17 protein-coding genes are annotated in these 17,574 nt (G+C 51.2%); 15 read left to right on the top strand and 2 right to left on the bottom strand.

The window, feature by feature from the left end:
- The 11 genes from thrB to yajC all read left to right on the top strand — a co-directional run bounded on the left by thrB (position 1) and on the right by yajC (position 11,777).
- Positions 1-978, top strand: coding sequence for a homoserine kinase (thrB, locus tag V8F51_RS07350; protein ID WP_337099523.1), 978 nt, complete (start codon positions 1-3; stop codon positions 976-978).
- Complete coding sequence (gene pheA, locus V8F51_RS07345) at positions 975-1,856, top strand: prephenate dehydratase (protein ID WP_337099522.1); 882 nt, start codon at positions 975-977, stop codon at positions 1,854-1,856. Before thrB ends, pheA begins: the two co-directional genes overlap by 4 nt.
- A gap of 192 nt (positions 1,857-2,048) precedes the next feature.
- Positions 2,049-3,851 carry a LysM peptidoglycan-binding domain-containing protein gene (locus V8F51_RS07340; RefSeq protein WP_337099521.1) on the top strand — a complete coding sequence of 601 codons (1,803 nt, stop codon included), beginning with the start codon at positions 2,049-2,051 and terminating at the stop codon, positions 3,849-3,851.
- A 139-nt stretch (positions 3,852-3,990) separates the two neighbouring features.
- Positions 3,991-4,623, top strand: coding sequence for a BofC C-terminal domain-containing protein (locus V8F51_RS07335; protein ID WP_337099520.1), 633 nt, complete (start codon positions 3,991-3,993; stop codon positions 4,621-4,623).
- A gap of 278 nt (positions 4,624-4,901) precedes the next feature.
- Positions 4,902-5,405: a crossover junction endodeoxyribonuclease RuvC gene (gene ruvC, locus V8F51_RS07330; RefSeq protein ID WP_337099519.1), complete on the top strand. Its 504-nt coding sequence runs from the start codon at positions 4,902-4,904 to the stop codon at positions 5,403-5,405.
- On the top strand, positions 5,402-6,037 hold the full coding sequence (gene ruvA / locus V8F51_RS07325; RefSeq protein WP_337099518.1) for a Holliday junction branch migration protein RuvA: 636 nt from the start codon (positions 5,402-5,404) through the stop codon (positions 6,035-6,037). Before ruvC ends, ruvA begins: the two co-directional genes overlap by 4 nt.
- 20 nt (positions 6,038-6,057) lie before the next feature.
- Positions 6,058-7,065, top strand: a complete 1,008-nt coding sequence (gene ruvB / locus V8F51_RS07320; protein WP_337099517.1) for a Holliday junction branch migration DNA helicase RuvB — start codon at positions 6,058-6,060, stop codon at positions 7,063-7,065.
- Positions 7,066-7,112: 47 nt separating this feature from the next.
- Positions 7,113-9,227, top strand: a complete 2,115-nt coding sequence (locus V8F51_RS07315) for a SpoIID/LytB domain-containing protein (RefSeq protein WP_337099516.1) — start codon at positions 7,113-7,115, stop codon at positions 9,225-9,227.
- Positions 9,228-9,237: 10 nt separating this feature from the next.
- Positions 9,238-10,284 (top strand): tRNA preQ1(34) S-adenosylmethionine ribosyltransferase-isomerase QueA, encoded by a 1,047-nt coding sequence (gene queA, locus V8F51_RS07310; RefSeq protein ID WP_337099515.1) that lies wholly within the window; start codon positions 9,238-9,240, stop codon positions 10,282-10,284.
- 24 nt (positions 10,285-10,308) lie between these two features.
- Positions 10,309-11,442 (top strand): tRNA guanosine(34) transglycosylase Tgt, encoded by a 1,134-nt coding sequence (gene tgt / locus V8F51_RS07305; RefSeq protein WP_337099514.1) that lies wholly within the window; start codon positions 10,309-10,311, stop codon positions 11,440-11,442.
- A 14-nt stretch (positions 11,443-11,456) separates the two neighbouring features.
- Positions 11,457-11,777 carry a preprotein translocase subunit YajC gene (gene yajC / locus V8F51_RS07300; RefSeq protein WP_337099513.1) on the top strand — a complete coding sequence of 107 codons (321 nt, stop codon included), beginning with the start codon at positions 11,457-11,459 and terminating at the stop codon, positions 11,775-11,777.
- Positions 11,778-11,875: 98 nt separating this feature from the next.
- On the opposite strand, the gene V8F51_RS07295 is transcribed toward yajC, so the two are convergent.
- Complete coding sequence (locus V8F51_RS07295) at positions 11,876-12,268, bottom strand: TIGR04086 family membrane protein (RefSeq protein ID WP_337099512.1); 393 nt, start codon at positions 12,266-12,268, stop codon at positions 11,876-11,878.
- Positions 12,269-12,494: 226 nt separating this feature from the next.
- Between V8F51_RS07295 and V8F51_RS07290 the strand changes: the two genes are divergently transcribed.
- A complete protein-coding gene (locus V8F51_RS07290; protein ID WP_337099511.1) occupies positions 12,495-13,283 on the top strand; it encodes a DUF421 domain-containing protein in 789 nt (262 codons plus the stop codon).
- A 47-nt stretch (positions 13,284-13,330) separates the two neighbouring features.
- Here the strand turns inward: V8F51_RS07290 and spoVB are convergent, their stop codons facing one another.
- Positions 13,331-14,881, bottom strand: a complete 1,551-nt coding sequence (spoVB, locus tag V8F51_RS07285) for a stage V sporulation protein B (RefSeq protein WP_337099510.1) — start codon at positions 14,879-14,881, stop codon at positions 13,331-13,333.
- Between the two features lie 214 nt (positions 14,882-15,095).
- Between spoVB and V8F51_RS07280 the strand changes: the two genes are divergently transcribed.
- From V8F51_RS07280 to secF, 3 genes are all read left to right on the top strand, one after another.
- Complete coding sequence (locus V8F51_RS07280; RefSeq protein WP_337099509.1) at positions 15,096-15,341, top strand: post-transcriptional regulator; 246 nt, start codon at positions 15,096-15,098, stop codon at positions 15,339-15,341.
- A gap of 83 nt (positions 15,342-15,424) precedes the next feature.
- Complete coding sequence (secD, locus tag V8F51_RS07275; protein ID WP_337099508.1) at positions 15,425-16,657, top strand: protein translocase subunit SecD; 1,233 nt, start codon at positions 15,425-15,427, stop codon at positions 16,655-16,657.
- Positions 16,647-17,567 (top strand): protein translocase subunit SecF, encoded by a 921-nt coding sequence (gene secF, locus V8F51_RS07270; RefSeq protein WP_337099507.1) that lies wholly within the window; start codon positions 16,647-16,649, stop codon positions 17,565-17,567. Before secD ends, secF begins: the two co-directional genes overlap by 11 nt.
- Positions 17,568-17,574 lie beyond the last annotated feature (7 nt).

The following is a 17,574-nucleotide window of genomic DNA, read 5'->3' as shown; positions in this document are numbered from 1 at the left end:
ATGAATAATCGTCGAGTAATTGTTAAGGTGCCGGCTAGCACGGCTAACTTGGGTCCCGGCTTCGATACGCTGGGCATGGCCCTTTCATTGTATGCATGGATAGAGATGAGCGTAGCTGATCGGACAGAGTTCCAATTCTATGGGGATCAGATGCAAGGCTTGCCTCGCGACAAAAGCAACTTACTCTATAAAGTAGCCCAGCTTGTATTTACAGAAGCGGGCGTATCCATACCTGAGCTGTCGATTTCGATGGTCAGCGATATTCCGCTGACACGCGGCCTCGGCAGCAGCGCCTCGGCGATTATCGGGGCGCTGGCAGCGGCTAACGCGCTGATCGGCAGTCCGCTCACGGACGACAAGCTGTTCCAGATGGCAACAGCGCTAGAGGGTCATCCCGACAACGTCGGGGCCTCGCTATTCGGAGGCATCGTCGTGTCGGCATGGGACGGCCAGCGCGCGGATTACGTGCGGCTGGCGCCGAATGAGAGGCTGGAGACGCTAGTTGCGATTCCAGCGTTCCAGCTCTCTACGGAGAAGGCGCGGCATGCGCTGCCTTCGCAGATCAGCATGGCCGACGCCGTATTCAACGTCGGCCGCAGCTCGCTGCTCGTCGCGGCGCTGGCCAGCGGCGAGCTTGGACTGATCCGTCATGCGATGAAGGATCGGCTGCACCAGCCTTACCGTGCAGCTCTCATCCCCGGCATGACGGCTATCTTGGAGCGCGCAGCCGACTATGGCGCGCTGGGCGCAGCGCTCAGCGGAGCGGGTCCGACGCTGATCGCGTTCGTATCAACCGATTGCCCGGACAAAGGGGCGATCGAGCGGTTTCTGCTGGATACATTGAAGCAAGAGGGCATCGAAGCGGAGACGCTATGGCTAGCGCCGTGCCCGAACGGCCCACAAATAACGGTAGAGGACATATCGGCGGTTGCCCCTATGCCGCTCCCGGATCGTATTAAAGGAGAAGTTAAGGCATGAAGACAATCGCGCTATTACCCGCTGGTTCGGTATCGGATGAAGCGGCGAAACATTTAATCGGAACGCAAAATGTAACCTGGGATCATCATCGGCTCATCTCTGACGTCTTCTTATCTACCGTGAATGGTGTTAGCAATTATAGCGTCATTCCAATCGAGAATACGATTGAGGGCTCGGTCAGTCTGCATATGGATTGGCTCGTGCACGAGGTAGACTTGCCGATACGCGCAGAGTGGGTCTATCCATCGATTCAGAACCTGATCGGCAGGAAGAGCGAACTGCTGGGCGAGGACGGCGAGATCGACTTCAGCCGTATTAAGAAGGTTATCAGCCATCCCGTCGCTATGGCTCAGTGCCTGCAATTTCTTCGCAGCAAGATGCCGCAGGCAATTACCGAGCATGTTAGCAGCACCGCCGAATCCGTTCGTATCGTGCGCGATAACCCGGGTCAAGGCATCGTGGCGATCGGTACGACAACGGCCGCTGTGAATAACGGGCTTGACATACTGGCAAGCGGCGTGACCGATCATGACAACAACTATACGCGGTTCTTGCTAGTGGGACCTGAAGCGTATTCGGAGCGTCAATCGGATGCGGTGAAAACAAGCATTCTAATTACGCTGCCGGAAGATTTTCCAGGCGCGCTGCATCAGGTGCTGGCGGCGTTCGCATGGCGGAAGATCAACTTATCGCGCATCGAATCGCGTCCCACGAAGAAGAAGCTCGGTAATTACTACTTTTTCATCGATATCGATATGTCGCTGGAATCCGTGCTTCTGCCCTCCGCTTTGGAAGAGATCGAGGCGCTTGGCTGCCAGGTTCGTATCCTAGGATGTTATCCTAGCTTTACGTATGAGCAGCTCGCTGTAACCGAATAGAGATAGGATGTCGGGGATGTGGCCCTGCATATAAAGTGAAGTTAGGCCCTTATGACAAAATATGGGCCAAGCTTCACTTTTTTTTTGCGTGAAAGTGGAGACACCTGCCCATATTCTGCATAGGATGTAAGGATCGATAGCAGGCATTAGCCGTGCCTTGTTATTCAGAACGTGACAGGAGGTAATTGGCGCGTGAAAATTCATATCGTAAAAAAAGGCGAGTCGTTATACTTAATCGGCCAAAAGTATAATGTAACGCTGGAAGAAATTTTGAAGCTTAATCCGGGGATCACGAATCCGGACGCAATCGAGATCGGGATGAAGGTAAAGATTCCATCCAGTCATCCAGGGAGCGGCGGCGGCATGGACATTATGCACCAGCATATCGTGAAGCAGGGCGATACGCTTTGGAAACTGTCCAAGTCATGGGGAGTTCCGCTTGCGGACATGATTAAAGCGAATCCGCAGCTCAAAAATCCGAATGTGTTATTGACCGGCGAGATCGTTAACATCCCGAAGGTAGGCACGACCCCGCCTGATGTGACGGGTCTTCCGGGTACGACCGTGGCGCAAAGCGCTGGCAATCAGAAGTCGCTTATGCAGAACGTCCAAGGCTGGGTCGGCAAGCTTAGCACCGCGCCTATCCTAGGCAAGACACCAACGGGACCGGCCACGACGACGCCTGGCAAGACGTCTACGGCGCCAGCTGCCGGTAAGACCCCAACAGCTCCAATCGTCACTCCAACGCCGCCAGCGCCATTGCCAGCTCCTCCTCCGGCAGCTGTGAAGCCAGCGCCAGAGAAGACAAAGCCGGCTGAGAAAATCAAGCCAGCTGAGAAGACGAAAGCAGCTGCAGAGAAAACACTTCCGATCGAGAAGCCGGTTGAGAAAAAATTATCGCCTATCCATTCGGAGTATCAACCGAACGTTGATCTGTTCAAACAATATGGCATTCCTGCAACGGAAGCGATGTCGTTGTACGATTTGCCGAAAGCGCCTGAAGCCGTATCGCCGGCTATGCAACAGCCTTATTACGGCGGTTACGGTAACGGCTATGGCCAGCCGATGGTGCACCCTGCACAGATGGGAACAGGCTATGGCAACTGGCAGCAGCCTACGCCGTTCAGCCCTATGGTCAGCCCAGCTTCCGAAAATGCTGCAAATGCATTGAACGCGATGAATGCGATGAATGCAGCTCATGCAGCCAACGCGGCCAACGCAGCCAATGTAGCTCCACTGGCGAATGCTGCTAATGTATCGCCTTTAGCGAATACGGCTCATGCCGCTAACGCCGCTAATGTGGTTCAAGCAGCAAATGCCGAAGAATGTCCGCCGGGAATGGTCATGACGACGGGAGGCTACGGCTACGGCATGCCGTTCGTGTCCCCGCAAAGCGAAGGGCCTTGGGGATATGGAGCGCCAATGGTAAGTCCATTTACTCAAGGGCTTGGTGAAAACAACAGTCCGCTTGTAGCAGGAGCTAGCACATTGCCAGAGCAAGACCATTACGGTCACGGCATGGTGTCCCCAGCATCCTTACAGCCAGAGTATGGCCACTACGGTCAGGGCATGGTGTCTCCAGCGTCCGTACAGCCTGAATATGGTCACTACGGTTACGGAGGCATGGTGTCTCCGGCATCCGTACAGCCTGAATATGGCTACTACGGCCAAGGTGCTGTATCGCCAGCATCCATACAGCCGGATTACGGGTACGGCGGGGCCGTCTCTCCGATTGCCGGCGGTCATGGCTATTATTCGCCATATCCAACATGGCCGCAAACAGCGGGAGCCGGAACCGGCCCAAGCAATGATTGCGGCTGCGGCGGAGAGCGCGAACCGCAGGTTGGCGCGAACGTGTCTGAGATTAACGAATCACCAATCGGAACCAAGCCGGCTGTGGCGAAGAAGTCTGCCAAGAAGGCCGTTATCCGCACGATCTCTACTCGCTCCAGCAAACCAAAGAGCGGGTTCAGCCGTCCATGGATTAATCGATAATTAAATACAAAGCAGAGAGCAGGCGAGGAGACGATCTTCTAGCCTGTTCTTTGTATGTTCAAAACATTTGGCGATTATTGAATAATTAGGAAGCGGTGGTGCACACTAACAGCAAAAATACAATAAAGGGGTCTTCCTTATGATGGAATTCAGCCTTTGGAAGCAGCTAAAACGACGTTTGCGCCGCAAACGAAGACCGTTATGGATGCTGGGAGGTTTGTTGCCTCTGCTTTTTATGACTGTTGTCATTCCACAGCAGGCATATGCAGCCATTTCTGCGGAAGACAATCACGCGACAGTCCTCCAGGCGCTCCGCAGCCAGCATGGGCCGGTTACGGTTAACGTTCACCGGCTGTACGTATGCGGAGAAGAGATGAGGCCGCTTGGACGCATCGATTCCAAGCAGCTTGTCCAGCTGCTTACCGCTCATCCCGAATGGGAAGCGGCAGCTTTTGATCAAAGCAACAGCAGTCTATTGATTGAGCATCATGTCGACGATTTGTCGGCCTACTGCAAGAGCCATGCCTATATCGGAATGGATAAGGACGGTAACCTAACCTTATTCGACGGCGAGCCGAAAAAAGAGAAGGTCGTGCGGACTTTTTTCCAACTGGATGTCCGTTACATGGAGAGCAGCCTGCCCCAGGACAAGCTGGATCAACTGAGTCGGGGCATACGGATTAGCGATATCGACGAATATAACAGCGTGTTATCGACGTTCAGCGATTTTGCAAGATCGGATAACGAGAAAGTAATGAAACCGTCGTATTAGATTGCAATAAAGAAGAGCGGCCTGTTTAGTCAGGTCGCTCTTCTTGTTATGTCGGGGCTGGACGCGATGCGCATTCAGCAGCTGTAAGAGCACATACGCGCTTACAGCACCAAGCTCACAAACGTTCCCCATCTGTAAGAGCACATACGCCCTTACAGAGGTTCTTTCGGATGTGCTAGAGGAGAATGATAGGCTCGAAATATCAAACGCGCGTTCTCATTCTCGGCAACTTTTGCTATAATGAAAGGATGATTAGTGTTCATTGAGGAGTTGGCGGGTTGCGAGTGCTAGGAATTGACCCCGGTATTGCGATAGCGGGCTTTGGATTTATTGATAAGATGGGACATAAGCTGACCCCCGTTCAATATGGCTGCATTCAGACCGAGGCGCATACGCCTCCCGAGGAGCGGCTGCTCCAAATCTATGAAGCCGCAGGCGCGCTCATGGATAAATACAAGCCGGATTCCGTTGCTGTCGAGAAACTGTTCTTCAATCGCAACGTAACGACCGCATTTGCCGTCGGTCAGGCTAGAGGCGTTATTATCCTTGCCGCTGCGCAGCGGAAGCTGCCGGTAGCGGAATATACGCCGTTGCAAGTGAAACAGGCTGTCGTCGGATACGGCAAGGCGGAGAAGCGACAGGTGCAGGAAATGGTCAAAATGTTTTTGAAGCTGTCTGCCATTCCAAAGCCGGACGATGTGGCCGATGCGCTCGCCATAGCGATTTGTCATGCCCATTCGGCTGTATTGACTCAAAAAATAAATGAGGTGAACCGTTCGTGATCGATTTTTTAAGAGGACTTGTCGTACATATGGATACTGAGTACATCGTCATGGACGTAAGAGATACAGGCTATCGCGTGTTCACGCCTAATCCGTATGCCTTCGCGAAGAAGGAAGAGGCGGTTACCGTCTATATTCATCATCATGTTCGCGAGGATGCCATTCTGCTATTCGGCTTCGAGACACGCGAGGAGCAGACATTATTCCGCAAGCTGCTGGAAGTGTCAGGCATCGGTCCGCGCGTTGCGCTTGGCATTCTATCAGCCGGCAAGCCGGAAGCCATTATATCGGCTGTACATAACGAGAACATTGCATTCTTGACGAAGCTGCCGGGCATAGGCAAGAAGACGGCGCAGCGCATTATATTGGATCTGAAGGATAAGCTTGCAAACTTCGGAATGAATACCGGCTTGTTCGCGATTGGCGGACTTTCCCCGGATATGGAGGGCGCTGTCGGTTCGAAGCAAGGTGCGGGCACGGCATGGCAGGAAGCGCGCGAAGCATTGATCGCGCTTGGTTACACGGCCGCAGAGCTGGACCGCGCTTGGAGCGGGCTCGAGCAATCCGTTACGGCTGAGGACAGCGTAGAAGTATTGATGAAACGGGCATTGCAGCAACTGTTCAAAGGTTGACGGAAGGAGAGTAAGCTTACATGGATGATCGAATCATATCCGCTAACCTGATGATGGAAGACCAGGCTGCCGAGTTTAGTCTTCGTCCGCGTTATTTGGGCGAATACATCGGGCAGACAAAAGTGAAAGAGAACTTAACGATATATATCGAAGCAGCTAAAATGCGCAAGGAAGCGCTTGATCATGTGCTGCTCTATGGGCCGCCGGGCCTTGGCAAGACGACGCTGTCCAACATTATCGCCAATGAGCTTGGCGTTAATCTGCGGACGACTTCCGGCCCAGCGATAGAGAGGCCGGGCGATCTCGCAGCTCTGCTGACGAATCTGCAGGAAGGCGACGTACTGTTCATAGATGAGATTCATCGTCTTCATAGAACGGTCGAAGAAGTGTTGTATCCGGCGATGGAAGATTTCGCCCTCGATATTATGATCGGCAAAGGTCCGAGCGCACGATCCGTTCGCCTTGACTTGCCGCCATTCACGTTAATCGGCGCCACAACGCGCGCGGGCTTATTGTCTGCTCCGCTTCGTGATAGATTCGGCGTCGTTAGCCGATTGGAGTTCTATACGGTGGACGAGCTCGCTTTCATTATCTCCCGCACCTCCGAAATATTGAATGCGGGTATTGTCGGCGAAGCGGCGATGGAGATCGCCCTGCGTTCAAGGGGAACGCCGAGGATAGCCAATCGCCTGTTGAAACGGGTTCGTGACTTCGCGCAGGTTCGCGGTGACGGTATCATCACGCAGGAGATTGCTGGTCTAGCGCTTGAATTGCTCCAAGTCGACCCGATGGGACTAGATAGTATCGACCACAAGATGCTTCATGCGATGATGACGACTTTCTCCGGCCGTCCTGTCGGACTAGATACAATAGCCGCAACGATCGGCGAAGAGAGCCAGACGATAGAGGATGTGTACGAGCCGTATTTGATGCAAATCGGTTTTCTGCAGCGAACGCCCCGCGGAAGGATTGCTACCGAGCAAGCCTACCGCCACTTAGGAATTCCTTATCCGGACGGAAACCGGTAATCAATGCCGGCAACAGCACATTGGCACATAAGGAGAGGAGTAAGATCATGTCCGTAAATATGAAGCGGCTCGCGCTTTCAGCGCTGTCCGCCTTGCTGCTTATATCGTTATGCGCTGCGATTCCTGCGCAGGCAGCAGTACCCAAGCTCGATACGATCCGAGTCGCTATGTTCTTACAATTGCCTGGGAAATATACCGAAACAACTGCTGCTGCCACATTCTCGGCAGCTGGCGGGTTGTCGATCGGCTTAAGAACGCCAAGCGGCGTTCAGAAATGGTTCCAGACAGCAGCAGGCTCGCAAACAAGGTTTGCATTGGACAGCTTCAAGGTGAAGGTGTTTGAATCATCCAACTTCGCATCCGCGCAAGCCGTGTACAAGCGTATTGTTGCAGCGAAGGGAGCGGGCTATCTAACTTCAGCGGCGAAGAAAGGAACGATCGTCTATCAGGTCACCGAAGGTACATATGCGACGCTAGCAGATGCGAAGACAGCTACGACGCGTTGGGCAACAGATGCAGAGCTTGCTAAGCTGACAGCTGGGTTCAAGTCTTCGGTGCAAGGTACGCTTCGGTTGGAGACGCCGGCACTCGCGAATAAGGCAGCAGCCGTAACAACTATGAACAGCTACGCGGCAGCCGGCTTGGATGCGTATGTGGCTGTACGCGCATCGGCTGCAGGAGCGGCTGTATATTCGGTAATGGTTGGCTCAGCAGCCGACGCAGCGGAACTGCAGATCGTTAAGGCAGCAGCTGCAGGTGTAGCAGGCGCAGCAACGCTCAAGCAAGCCGACTTGGCAGTACCTTATTTGCTGCTGAAGAACGATCATGCCGTTACTGGCAAGGCGGAGAGCAGCCTTGAGCTTTACAGCTTCCCGCAAGCAGCCGTGAAGGTATGGATCGAATCGCTTGCAGCCGACCCGATTAAACTGACGGAGAGAAGCGGTCGTACTTACCGCGGACAATTCGAGCTCAGCTCGCTTAACGGGGCAATGGCCGTCGTTAACGAGCTTCCTTTCGAGCAATATTTATATTCGGTAGTTGGCAGTGAGATGTATGCCACTTGGCCGGCGGAAGCACTTAAGTCACAGGCCGTTGCGTCGCGTAACTACATTCTCTCCAAAGGGTTCGGTTTCCAAATTGCTAATGTCGTCGATACCGTGCTAAGCCAAGCTTATAATGGTGTCGGTTCAGAGCGGCAATCAACGATTGATGCTGTCGAGGCGACTCGAGGCGAAGTGTTAATGTATAAAGGCAAGCTGATCGAAGCGTTGTATTCGTCGAATGCCGGCGGCATGACGGCGGATGCGACAGAAGCATGGAATAATTCGATTGCATACATGCAAGCGATAAAGAGCCCGGATAATTCTTCCGAGACAGGCTTGAAGAGCTGGTACAGGGTCGTGCTTTCAAGCGGCTTGATCGGTTATATCCGTGAGGATCTGCTTAACGATACGGGCTCGACAACGGCTGCCGGAAGTAAAATCATGCAAGTAAATACAGACAGTACGAAAGTGCGGCAACATCCCGTTATTCAAGACACGATCGCGTTGATCGCGACCGTTAATTCGGGAACGAAAGTGACGGTGCTGGAGAAGACGATCGAATCCAATTCAATGAATTGGGTTAGAGGGCCTTATAAACCGGAAGAGCTGCTCACGGTTATTAATGCGAGAGTGAAGACGAAGATAGCAGGTCCGATTCGTACACTTGAGGTTAGCGGGCGCGGGCCATCCGGCCGAGCGACGGAAATAATGGCTAATGGAACGAAGCTAGACGTAGCGAATCCCGATGCGTTCAGATCCACGCTAGGCGTACAGGGCTCGTTGCCTAGCACGAAGTTCCAAATCGATGAGACTGCCAAGGTTGCTATGATAGGAGCGGGCTCTCAGCAAAGAATGAAACCTAATGACAGCAATCCCGTATATATCATTGGCGCCGGCGGCAAAACGACAGAGCTTACGGATTCGAATCTGTTCATTCAAGACGGCAAAGGCAACCTCAGAGCAGCGACGAAGGAGCCTTCGTTCCGATTTGTCGGAACTGGCTACGGACATGGAGTCGGTATGTCCCAATTCGGAGCGCTTAGCCTTGCACAGCAAGGGTATGACTACCAATATATTTTGAAATACTACTATAAAGATGTAACTATCGCTAAGGAATGATTGCAACGTTATGAACGTAGATTGGTTTGACTTTGAATTGCCAGAGGAACTTATCGCGCAGACGCCTCTGCTGGAGCGTACCGCTTCAAGGCTGCTTGCGCTTAACAAACGGACAGGTAATATCGAGCATCGTACCTTCACCGACCTGGAGCAATATGTCCAGGAGGGAGATGTCCTCGTATTGAATGATACGAGAGTGATGCCGGCAAGGCTTATGGGCATGAAGAGCGATACAGGCGCCAAGGTTGAGCTGCTTCTCTTGAAGCAGCTCGAAGGAGATCGTTGGGAGACGCTTGCCAAGCCCGCCAAACGGTTGAAGATCGGCACTCCTCTTTCTTTCGGAGACGACGGCAACGGCAATCCTCTGCTGCGGGCGTTTATTGAAGAAGAAGGCGATATGGGTGCGAGAGTTGTGCGGTTCGAATATGAAGGTATATTCCCTGAGCTGCTGGATCGACTAGGCGAGATGCCGCTGCCTCCTTATATTAAGGAGCGGCTGGAGGAGAAGGAACGTTACCAAACGGTATATTCTAAGCATGAAGGTTCGGCGGCTGCGCCTACCGCAGGACTTCACTTTACGAAGGCGTTTCTGGAGCGTCTTCAGAGCAAAGGCGTAAAGCTAGCTTACGTAACGCTGCATGTTGGTCTTGGCACCTTCCGTCCGATGTCGGCGGAGAAGGTAGAGGACCATGAGATGCACGCCGAATATTATGAACTGGATGAAACGAACGCGAAGCTGATCCGCGAAGCTAAGGCCGAAGGTGCTCGTATTATCGCGGTTGGGACAACCTCCTCTAGAACGTTAGAGACGGTCGCTCAGCGATTTGGAGATGCGCCGATTGGGGCGTGCAGCGGCTGGACTTCGATATTTATTTTTCCAGGATATGAGTTTAAGCTGGTGAATGCGTTGTTAACGAACTTCCATTTGCCGAAATCAACGCTCGTCATGCTTGTCAGCGCTTTGGCGGGACGCGATCATATTATGGCTGCTTACCATGCTGCAATTGAGGAACGATACCGGTTCTTCAGCTTCGGCGATGCGATGTTTATTTATTAACTATAGAAATAGGGTGCGAGAGCAGTGGCAGTCAAATACGAATTTATTAAACAATGCAAGCAATCGGGAGCGCGTCTAGGTCGCGTTCATACACCGCATGGCGTGATCGAGACTCCGACTTTCATGCCTGTAGGCACGCAAGCGACAGTGAAGACGATGAGCCCTGAAGAGCTTAAGGCAATGGATGCCCAAATCATCCTTAGCAACACCTATCATTTATTTCTGCGACCTGGCCATGATCTCATTAAGCGTGCGGGCGGGCTGCATAAGTTCATGAACTGGGATCGTCCGATTCTGACAGATAGCGGCGGCTTCCAAGTGTTCAGTCTAAGCGAAATGAGAAAGATCACGGAAGAGGGCGTTCACTTCCGTTCCCACTTGAATGGAGACAAGCTGTTCTTGTCGCCGGAAGTGGCAATGGAAATTCAGAATGCGCTCGGTCCGGATATTATGATGGCATTCGATGAGTGTGCGCCGTTTCCGGCTGAGTACGACTATGTGAAGCAGTCGCTTGAGCGGACGACTCGTTGGGCAGAGCGTTGCTTGAAGTCTCATGCTAGGCCGCAGGATCAAGCGTTGTTCGCAATCGTTCAAGGCGGGATGTTCAATGATTTGCGCATTCAGAGCGCTAAGGATTTGACTTCCATGGATTTCCCGGGGTATGCTATTGGTGGACTAAGTGTAGGCGAGCCTAAGCATCTTATGTATGATGTTCTGGACCATACCGTTCCCATTCTGCCTGCCGACAAACCTCGTTACTTGATGGGCGTCGGTTCGCCTGATGCTTTGATTGAAGGGTCCATCCGCGGTATCGATATGTTCGACTGCGTTCTGCCGACCCGGATTGCCCGCAATGGGACAACGATGACAAGCACGGGAAGACTCGTCATACGCAATGCGAAGTACGCAGAGGACTTCGGTCCGCTTGACCCGAATTGCTCTTGCTATACATGTACGAACTATTCGCGGGCTTACATACGGCACTTGCTTAAAGCAGACGAGACGTTTGGCATGAGGCTGACAACGTATCACAATTTGCACTTCTTATTGCAACTCATGAGGGACGTTCGCCAAGCGATAATGGATGACCGGCTGCTTGATTTCCGGGATGAATTCTTTACGCGGTACGGCCTGTTCGATAATGAGAAAGGATTTTGAAAGGGGGGATTACGATGTGGCTAGCAGCAGATGCAGGTGGCGGTACTAATATCTTGGGAATGATTTGGCCGTTTCTTCTTATGTTTGCGGTATTTTATTTTCTTCTAATTCGTCCGCAGCAGAAGAAGCAGAAACAACGCTCGTCCATGCTTAACCAAATCAAGAAGGGTGACAAAATCACTACGATTGGCGGTTTGCACGGAACGGTAGTAGAGTTGACTGACGATACGGTTATTATTCGCGTAAACGATACGACGAAGATGACGTTCGAGCGCAGCGCGGTTAATACAATCGTGAGCGCGGCTCCTACAGCAGCGGTTGACTTGGAAAAATAAGCTTATACATGTAAAGGAGTTGTCCTGCAAGGTTGCGATTGCACCTGTCGGACAGCTCCTTTTTAATTGGATACACGTTCACTGTGAGTAGTATGCGACTATTTTCTCATATTAACGCCAATCATCCCGCCAAAAGCACCTGCAAGCGCTACCGCGCCAACGATAAGCGCACTGCGGAGCGTAATCGATGCATCAGATGCCAGGAAACTGATTATTAATACGATTAGACCGTATATTAGACCTAATAAAGCTCCGTAGTACCAGCCGCGCTTCTCCGTTCGTTTCCCTGTTGCGAAGCCGCCCGTCAAAGCTGATACAGCATGGACAATGAGCGCTCCCGATGGCAGATTCGCTTCCTTCATACTGGTGAAGTGCAGCAGAATCGACAAGAGCAATGAGCCAGCCGCCAGCCACAATATCGAAAAAACGATTCCCGCCGCTATCGGTGAAGAGATGACCATAGCTTTAGGACCTTGCTTGATCGAGTTCATCATTCGTTTCCTCCCGCCTTTTTGGTACGTATTATTAATCCTTATGGTCAAGCTTGATGGAATATTACGGCTTGTCATGTTTTATTCAAGTTGGAGGGGGCATTTGCTGTTGCCAATTATTCGTCTGTCGCCGCTCGTATGATGTCTAGAGGCTGAGGCTAGAATAGCTGTACGGACAACAACAACTGAACACAGTTGGCATAACATGTCGAGGAGGCGGATTCCAGTGGAGTTTTGGAGCCTGTTAGTCCGGACGGTTATTATTTATTTCGTCGTATTTCTCATCATGAGGTTCATGGGAAAACGCGAGATAGGCAAGCTATCGGTGCTTGATCTTGTTATTTCGGTTATGATTGCCGAAATTGCGGTCATTGTCATCGAGGATGTGGGACGGCCGATGTGGGACGGTATACTGCCGATGGTTGTGCTCATGCTTATTCAAGTGGGGAGCGCTATCGTTTCGATGAAAAATCGGAAGCTCAGGCTGCTGCTCGACGGCAAACCGAATGTCATTATCGACAAGGGTAAGATTAACAAGGATATTATGCGCAAGCAGCGTTACAACTTGGATGATCTTATGCTTCAATTGCGTGAAAATAAAATCAGCTCCGTAGCCGACGTTGAATTTGCGATTTTGGAGACGAGCGGCAAGCTGTCTGTTATTCCTCGGGAGAATAGCGCAGCGGCAGATGAATTGCAAGAAGGTACCGAAGACGAATCAACTGATAGTAATGCGTCTTCTTTCACAAACGCGGAATCGGAGCATCAGAAGCTTAAGCCGGAATGGAGGAAAAACATTATCCCTCCTCATTATCGGTTCGAAATATTGCCGATACCGCTTATTATGGATGGTAAAGTGCAGGATGAAAATTTAACCAAAATCGAAAAAACCAGGTTTTGGCTCAAAAATGTGCTGCAGGAAGAAGGCGTTACCGACTTCAAGGACGTATTTTTCTGTTCGATCGATCATCGCGGCAAGCTATTTGTCGATACGCATAAGCGACGTCCGAACTAAAAGCAAAGACAGCGTAGAGGTTACTCGATACGCTGTCTTTTTTTGATTTATTTAAACCATCTTCGCAATAAGGGGATCCGAACCATATCGTAGCGGTCGATAAATTTCATCCAAATCATGAGCAGCAGGTAGACCAGTGCGCTGGCTGCGCAAGCAATAATCAGGTTGACCCATTCCGCTGAAAGCGGTTCTTGATTCATAGTAAAGCGTGCGGCAGCTCCCATAATGAACATGGCAGCAATCACTTTGACGAAGTCAAGGAACTTCATTCTGAAGCCGATAAATCGAAGCACACTAGTCGCATGCAGCAGCGTAACAAGCACGATATTGACGTTAATTGCGATAAGCGCGCCATAGATGCCGAACTTCGGATCGGACGCTAGTTGCACGATCAATATGAGCTTGACGGCTGCCCCAAAGAAGGTGTTGACTAGCGCGGTACCAGGCTTGTCAAGCGCTTGTAGGGCAGCCTGAAGCGGTCCTTGCAAATAAATGAACAGCCCAATCGGAGCGATAAGCTGGAGCATAGGGGCAATATCTGCATTGTTGTATAGAATGCGGCAGATCGGTTCGGCAAATAATAACATGACGACGACGAATGGCGCTCCAAAAACGAGCGACAGCCGCATCGATTGGTGAAGCCGCTTATGAATGAGAGCGCGGTCTCCCTTAGCTGCAGCCTCCGACAGAGACGGGACAAGAGAGACGGAGAGCGAGTAGGTGAGCGCGGTAGGCAGTAGCAAAAGCGGGATAATCATCCCTTGCATCGCGCCGTACTGAGCGGTTGCAATACCTGTTGCTATGCCTGCTGCCGCCAAGCTCCTTGCGGTGAAGATCGATTCCAGCAAGTATGACAATGAGCCTACGAGACGGCTGCCTGTTACGGGAATCGATAGGCTAAGCAGCCGTCGAAGCGCTGGTGTTGCCTTCGAATTCGCAGTCGATTTTTCAGCAAGACCGCTTTCCCTTTTGTCGCGCATGTATCTCCATGCCAGCACCGTGAAACCGCCGACCTCGCCTACTACTGCGCCAAGCATAGCTCCAGCCGAAGCCCATTCCAATCCTCGCGGCAGCAGCAGATACGCGAAAGTGAGGGAGGCGATTATACGGATAACGGTCTCCGTTATTTGTGAGATCGCGCTTGGGAGCATATTTTGTTTACCTTGAAAATAGCCCCGATAGACCGATGAAACGGCAATAATGAGCAGCATGGGCGTCATAGCGACGAATGTGCGGTACACACGCTCGTCAGGAAGCACATGGGTCGTAATCCAAGGGGCGAACAGCAATAGAAGGGCTGTCATGACGATGCCTAATGTTGTAACTAGTCCCATTGCAGCCTTGAATATTTGCTTCACGCGGGCGGAGTCGCCTTGGCTCTCAGCTTCGGCGATCCACTTCGCAACGGCCAGCGGAATGCCGCCTGTTATGATAGTGAGCATGACCGTTAAGAACGGATAGCTTAGCTGGTATAAGCCAACGCCTTCGGCCCCGATAATGCGAGGCAATGCGATTCGCGGCACAAATCCGAGCAAGCGATTGATGATGCCTGCCGCCAGCAGAATCATCGCTCCTTTAATAAACGTTTGCTTCGTCATAGATCATTGCCTCTTCTCTTCCGTATAGGGATGGCCCGCTTATTTTCGGATCAATGATTAGACAGGCTGGTAGTATCATCTTTATGCGAAGCATGTCCGGTTCAATGTCAGTCATTTTTCTGAAATCGCGAATGCAGGGCAGGAATATGTGCAACGGGCATCGAATAATACATGTTAGTCCGCTTACAGAGGAACAGATTAGGGGAGGTGCGTCATGGCTATCGAAAGCGAAGAGCTCAGCGAAATGATCGAGGAGTTGTGCAACAGCAAGGCAGAAGAATTCAGACTGATCGGCTACGAGCATGTTACGGGCAAGGAAGTATGGGAGTGCGTAAATGCAAAGTATGTCAAGAAAGGGCAGCCTGAATTGCATCAACTCGTCAATGACATCTTATCGCTTAAGGTGACGCAGTTCATGAATTATATGACGCTCAGCGCGTTCAAAGGAACTCCATTCTAACGAAAGGAGTTCTTTTCTTTTTGACTCGATTTTGCAGCGTCTGTATAATAGGAATATTGAGATCATAAGGAGGATTCAGACGTATGTTTGGGAAGAGAATATTTGCCTTCCTTGCGATCGTGGTGATTATGTTTGGCGTAATCGCTTGGACAAGCCCGTCGCTCGTGAAAAATGTTCGATTAGGCCTTGATTTGAAAGGCGGCTTCGAGGTTCTGTACGAGGCGGTTCCGCTTGAAGGCGGGGAAGCGGTTACACCTGAATCGCTGAAAGAGACGGCAAGAAGCCTGGAAGAACGTGCTGACGCGCTCGGTATCGCCGAGCCGGAGATTACGACTGAAGGCACGAACCGTATCCGCGTTAAGATTGCGGGAGTTACAACGGAGGAAGAAGTTAAAGAAGTGCTAGCAAAGCCGATTAACCTTACCTTCCGCGACCCTGAAGGTAAGATCAGGCTGGACGGCAGCGACTTCGTACCTGATGGCGCGGGAATCGGCTATGATGAGTTGAACCAGCCGTTTGTTACAATCAAGTTGAAGGACGCAAAGAAATTTGAAGACCTTACAAGAGAATTGATCGGTAAAGCTTTATCGATATATCTCGACGAAGAGCCATTGTCATCGCCAATGGTCAACAGTGCAATCCCTGGCGGATCGGCAACGATTACAGGCAATTACACAACAGATGAAGCGAAAGACTTGCGCGACAAAATCAATCTGGGCGCATTGCCGCTCCAGCTTAATGAAAAATATACGCAATCCGTAGGGGCGAAGCTTGGACAAGAGTCGCTTCAGGATACAGTTACGGCAGGCATTATCGGTACGGCCATTATCCTCGTGTTCCTCGTTATTTTGTTCCGGATTCCGGGAGTCGTTGCCGGTATTACGGTAATAACGTATACGTGGCTTCTGGTTGCCGTGTTTAACTTGATGAATGCGACATTAACCTTGCCTGGTATAGCGGCCTTCGTTCTCGGGATAGGGATGGCCGTCGATGCGAATATCATTATGTACGAGCGGATCAAAGAAGAGATTAGAAGCGGCAAGAGCTTGCTGTCGTCGCTTAAAGCCGGTTCGAAAAACTCATTCCGTACGATTATGGACGCGAACATTACGAATATTATCGCGAGCGCCGTATTGTATTACATCGGCAACGGAGCGATTCGAGGCTTCGCGCTTACGATGATCTTCAGTATTCTTGTAAGTATGCTTACGAATATTTTCTTGTCGCGTTTCCTTATTATGCTGTTAATTAAGAGCAATATGTTTACGAAACCAAGCTACTATGGCGTGAAGGAGGCTGAGATTCGTGAACTATAATACGAAGATTCGGTACGATTTTATTAAGAATCGGAATAAGTTTTTTATATTCTCGATCGCGCTGACTGTATTGGGGATTTTATCGCTGCTCATCTTCAATCTGAACTTCGGGGTTGATTTCAAAGCGGGTACGAATATGGATATATCCGTTGGCAAGAGCACGACGCAAGCGGAAGCGAAAGCGGTAATTGAACAGGCGGGTATTAAAGGCATCACGCCGACAGTCGGCGGTGCGGGCAACGAGCGTGTGTCCGCAAGGTTCGACGAGGTGCTCTCGCAAGATAAAATTACAGAAATCAAGAAGCTGTTCACGGAGAAATACGGCGAGCATGTATCGGCAGAGGTCAACGTTGTATCGCCCGATATGGCGCAAGAGCTAGGCATCAAGACGATCTGGGCGATTCTGATCGCCAGCGTAGCGATTATGATCTATGTGATGATTCGTTTCGAGTGGCGCTTCGCGCTTGCGGCGAATATCGCGATCCTGTATGACGCTTTCGTCGTTATCGCGCTATTCTCGATCTTCCGGCTGGAAGTCGATCTGCCGTTTATCGCGGCGGTGCTTACGACGATCGGTTACTCAATCAACGACAAAATCGTTATTTTTGACCGGATCAGGGAAAACCTTCGTTTCGGTCAGTTCAAGACCCGCGAGCAGCTTGCGGACATGGTTAACGCGAGTATTTGGCAAACGATGGCACGGAACATTTATACCGTACTTGCCGTGTTAGTTGTAGCTCTCAGCTTGTTCATCTTCGGCAGCGAATCGATCAAACTGTTCGCCCTGGCGAAAATTATCGGTCTGACAAGCGGCGCGTATTCTTCGATCTGTATCGCTAGCCCGTTGTGGCTGATGTTCAAAGGCGATCCGAAGACGAAAAAAGCGGCCAAAGTTTCAACAACGCCATAATAAAGAT

This window comes from Paenibacillus sp. YIM B09110, assembly GCF_037167145.1.
Taxonomy (GTDB): Bacteria; Bacillota; Bacilli; order Paenibacillales; family Paenibacillaceae; genus Pristimantibacillus.
The sequence above is the reverse complement of the archived record's forward strand: the minus strand, read 5'-3'. Positions and strand labels throughout refer to the sequence as shown.

Excerpts from the sequence above, each read along its gene's own strand:
- thrB (WP_337099523.1), top strand. The coding sequence starts at position 1 with ATGAATAATCGTCGAGTAATTGTTAAGGTGCCGGCTAGCACGGCTAAC.
- pheA (WP_337099522.1), top strand. The coding sequence starts at position 975 with ATGAAGACAATCGCGCTATTACCCGCTGGTTCGGTATCGGATGAAGCG.
- V8F51_RS07335 (WP_337099520.1), top strand. The coding sequence starts at position 3,991 with ATGATGGAATTCAGCCTTTGGAAGCAGCTAAAACGACGTTTGCGCCGC.
- ruvB (WP_337099517.1), top strand. The coding sequence starts at position 6,058 with ATGGATGATCGAATCATATCCGCTAACCTGATGATGGAAGACCAGGCT.
- V8F51_RS07315 (WP_337099516.1), top strand. The coding sequence starts at position 7,113 with ATGTCCGTAAATATGAAGCGGCTCGCGCTTTCAGCGCTGTCCGCCTTG.
- queA (WP_337099515.1), top strand. The coding sequence starts at position 9,238 with ATGAACGTAGATTGGTTTGACTTTGAATTGCCAGAGGAACTTATCGCG.
- yajC (WP_337099513.1), top strand. The coding sequence starts at position 11,457 with ATGTGGCTAGCAGCAGATGCAGGTGGCGGTACTAATATCTTGGGAATG.
- V8F51_RS07295 (WP_337099512.1), bottom strand. The coding sequence starts at position 12,268 with ATGAACTCGATCAAGCAAGGTCCTAAAGCTATGGTCATCTCTTCACCG.
- spoVB (WP_337099510.1), bottom strand. The coding sequence starts at position 14,881 with ATGACGAAGCAAACGTTTATTAAAGGAGCGATGATTCTGCTGGCGGCA.
- V8F51_RS07280 (WP_337099509.1), top strand. The coding sequence starts at position 15,096 with ATGGCTATCGAAAGCGAAGAGCTCAGCGAAATGATCGAGGAGTTGTGC.
- secD (WP_337099508.1), top strand. The coding sequence starts at position 15,425 with ATGTTTGGGAAGAGAATATTTGCCTTCCTTGCGATCGTGGTGATTATG.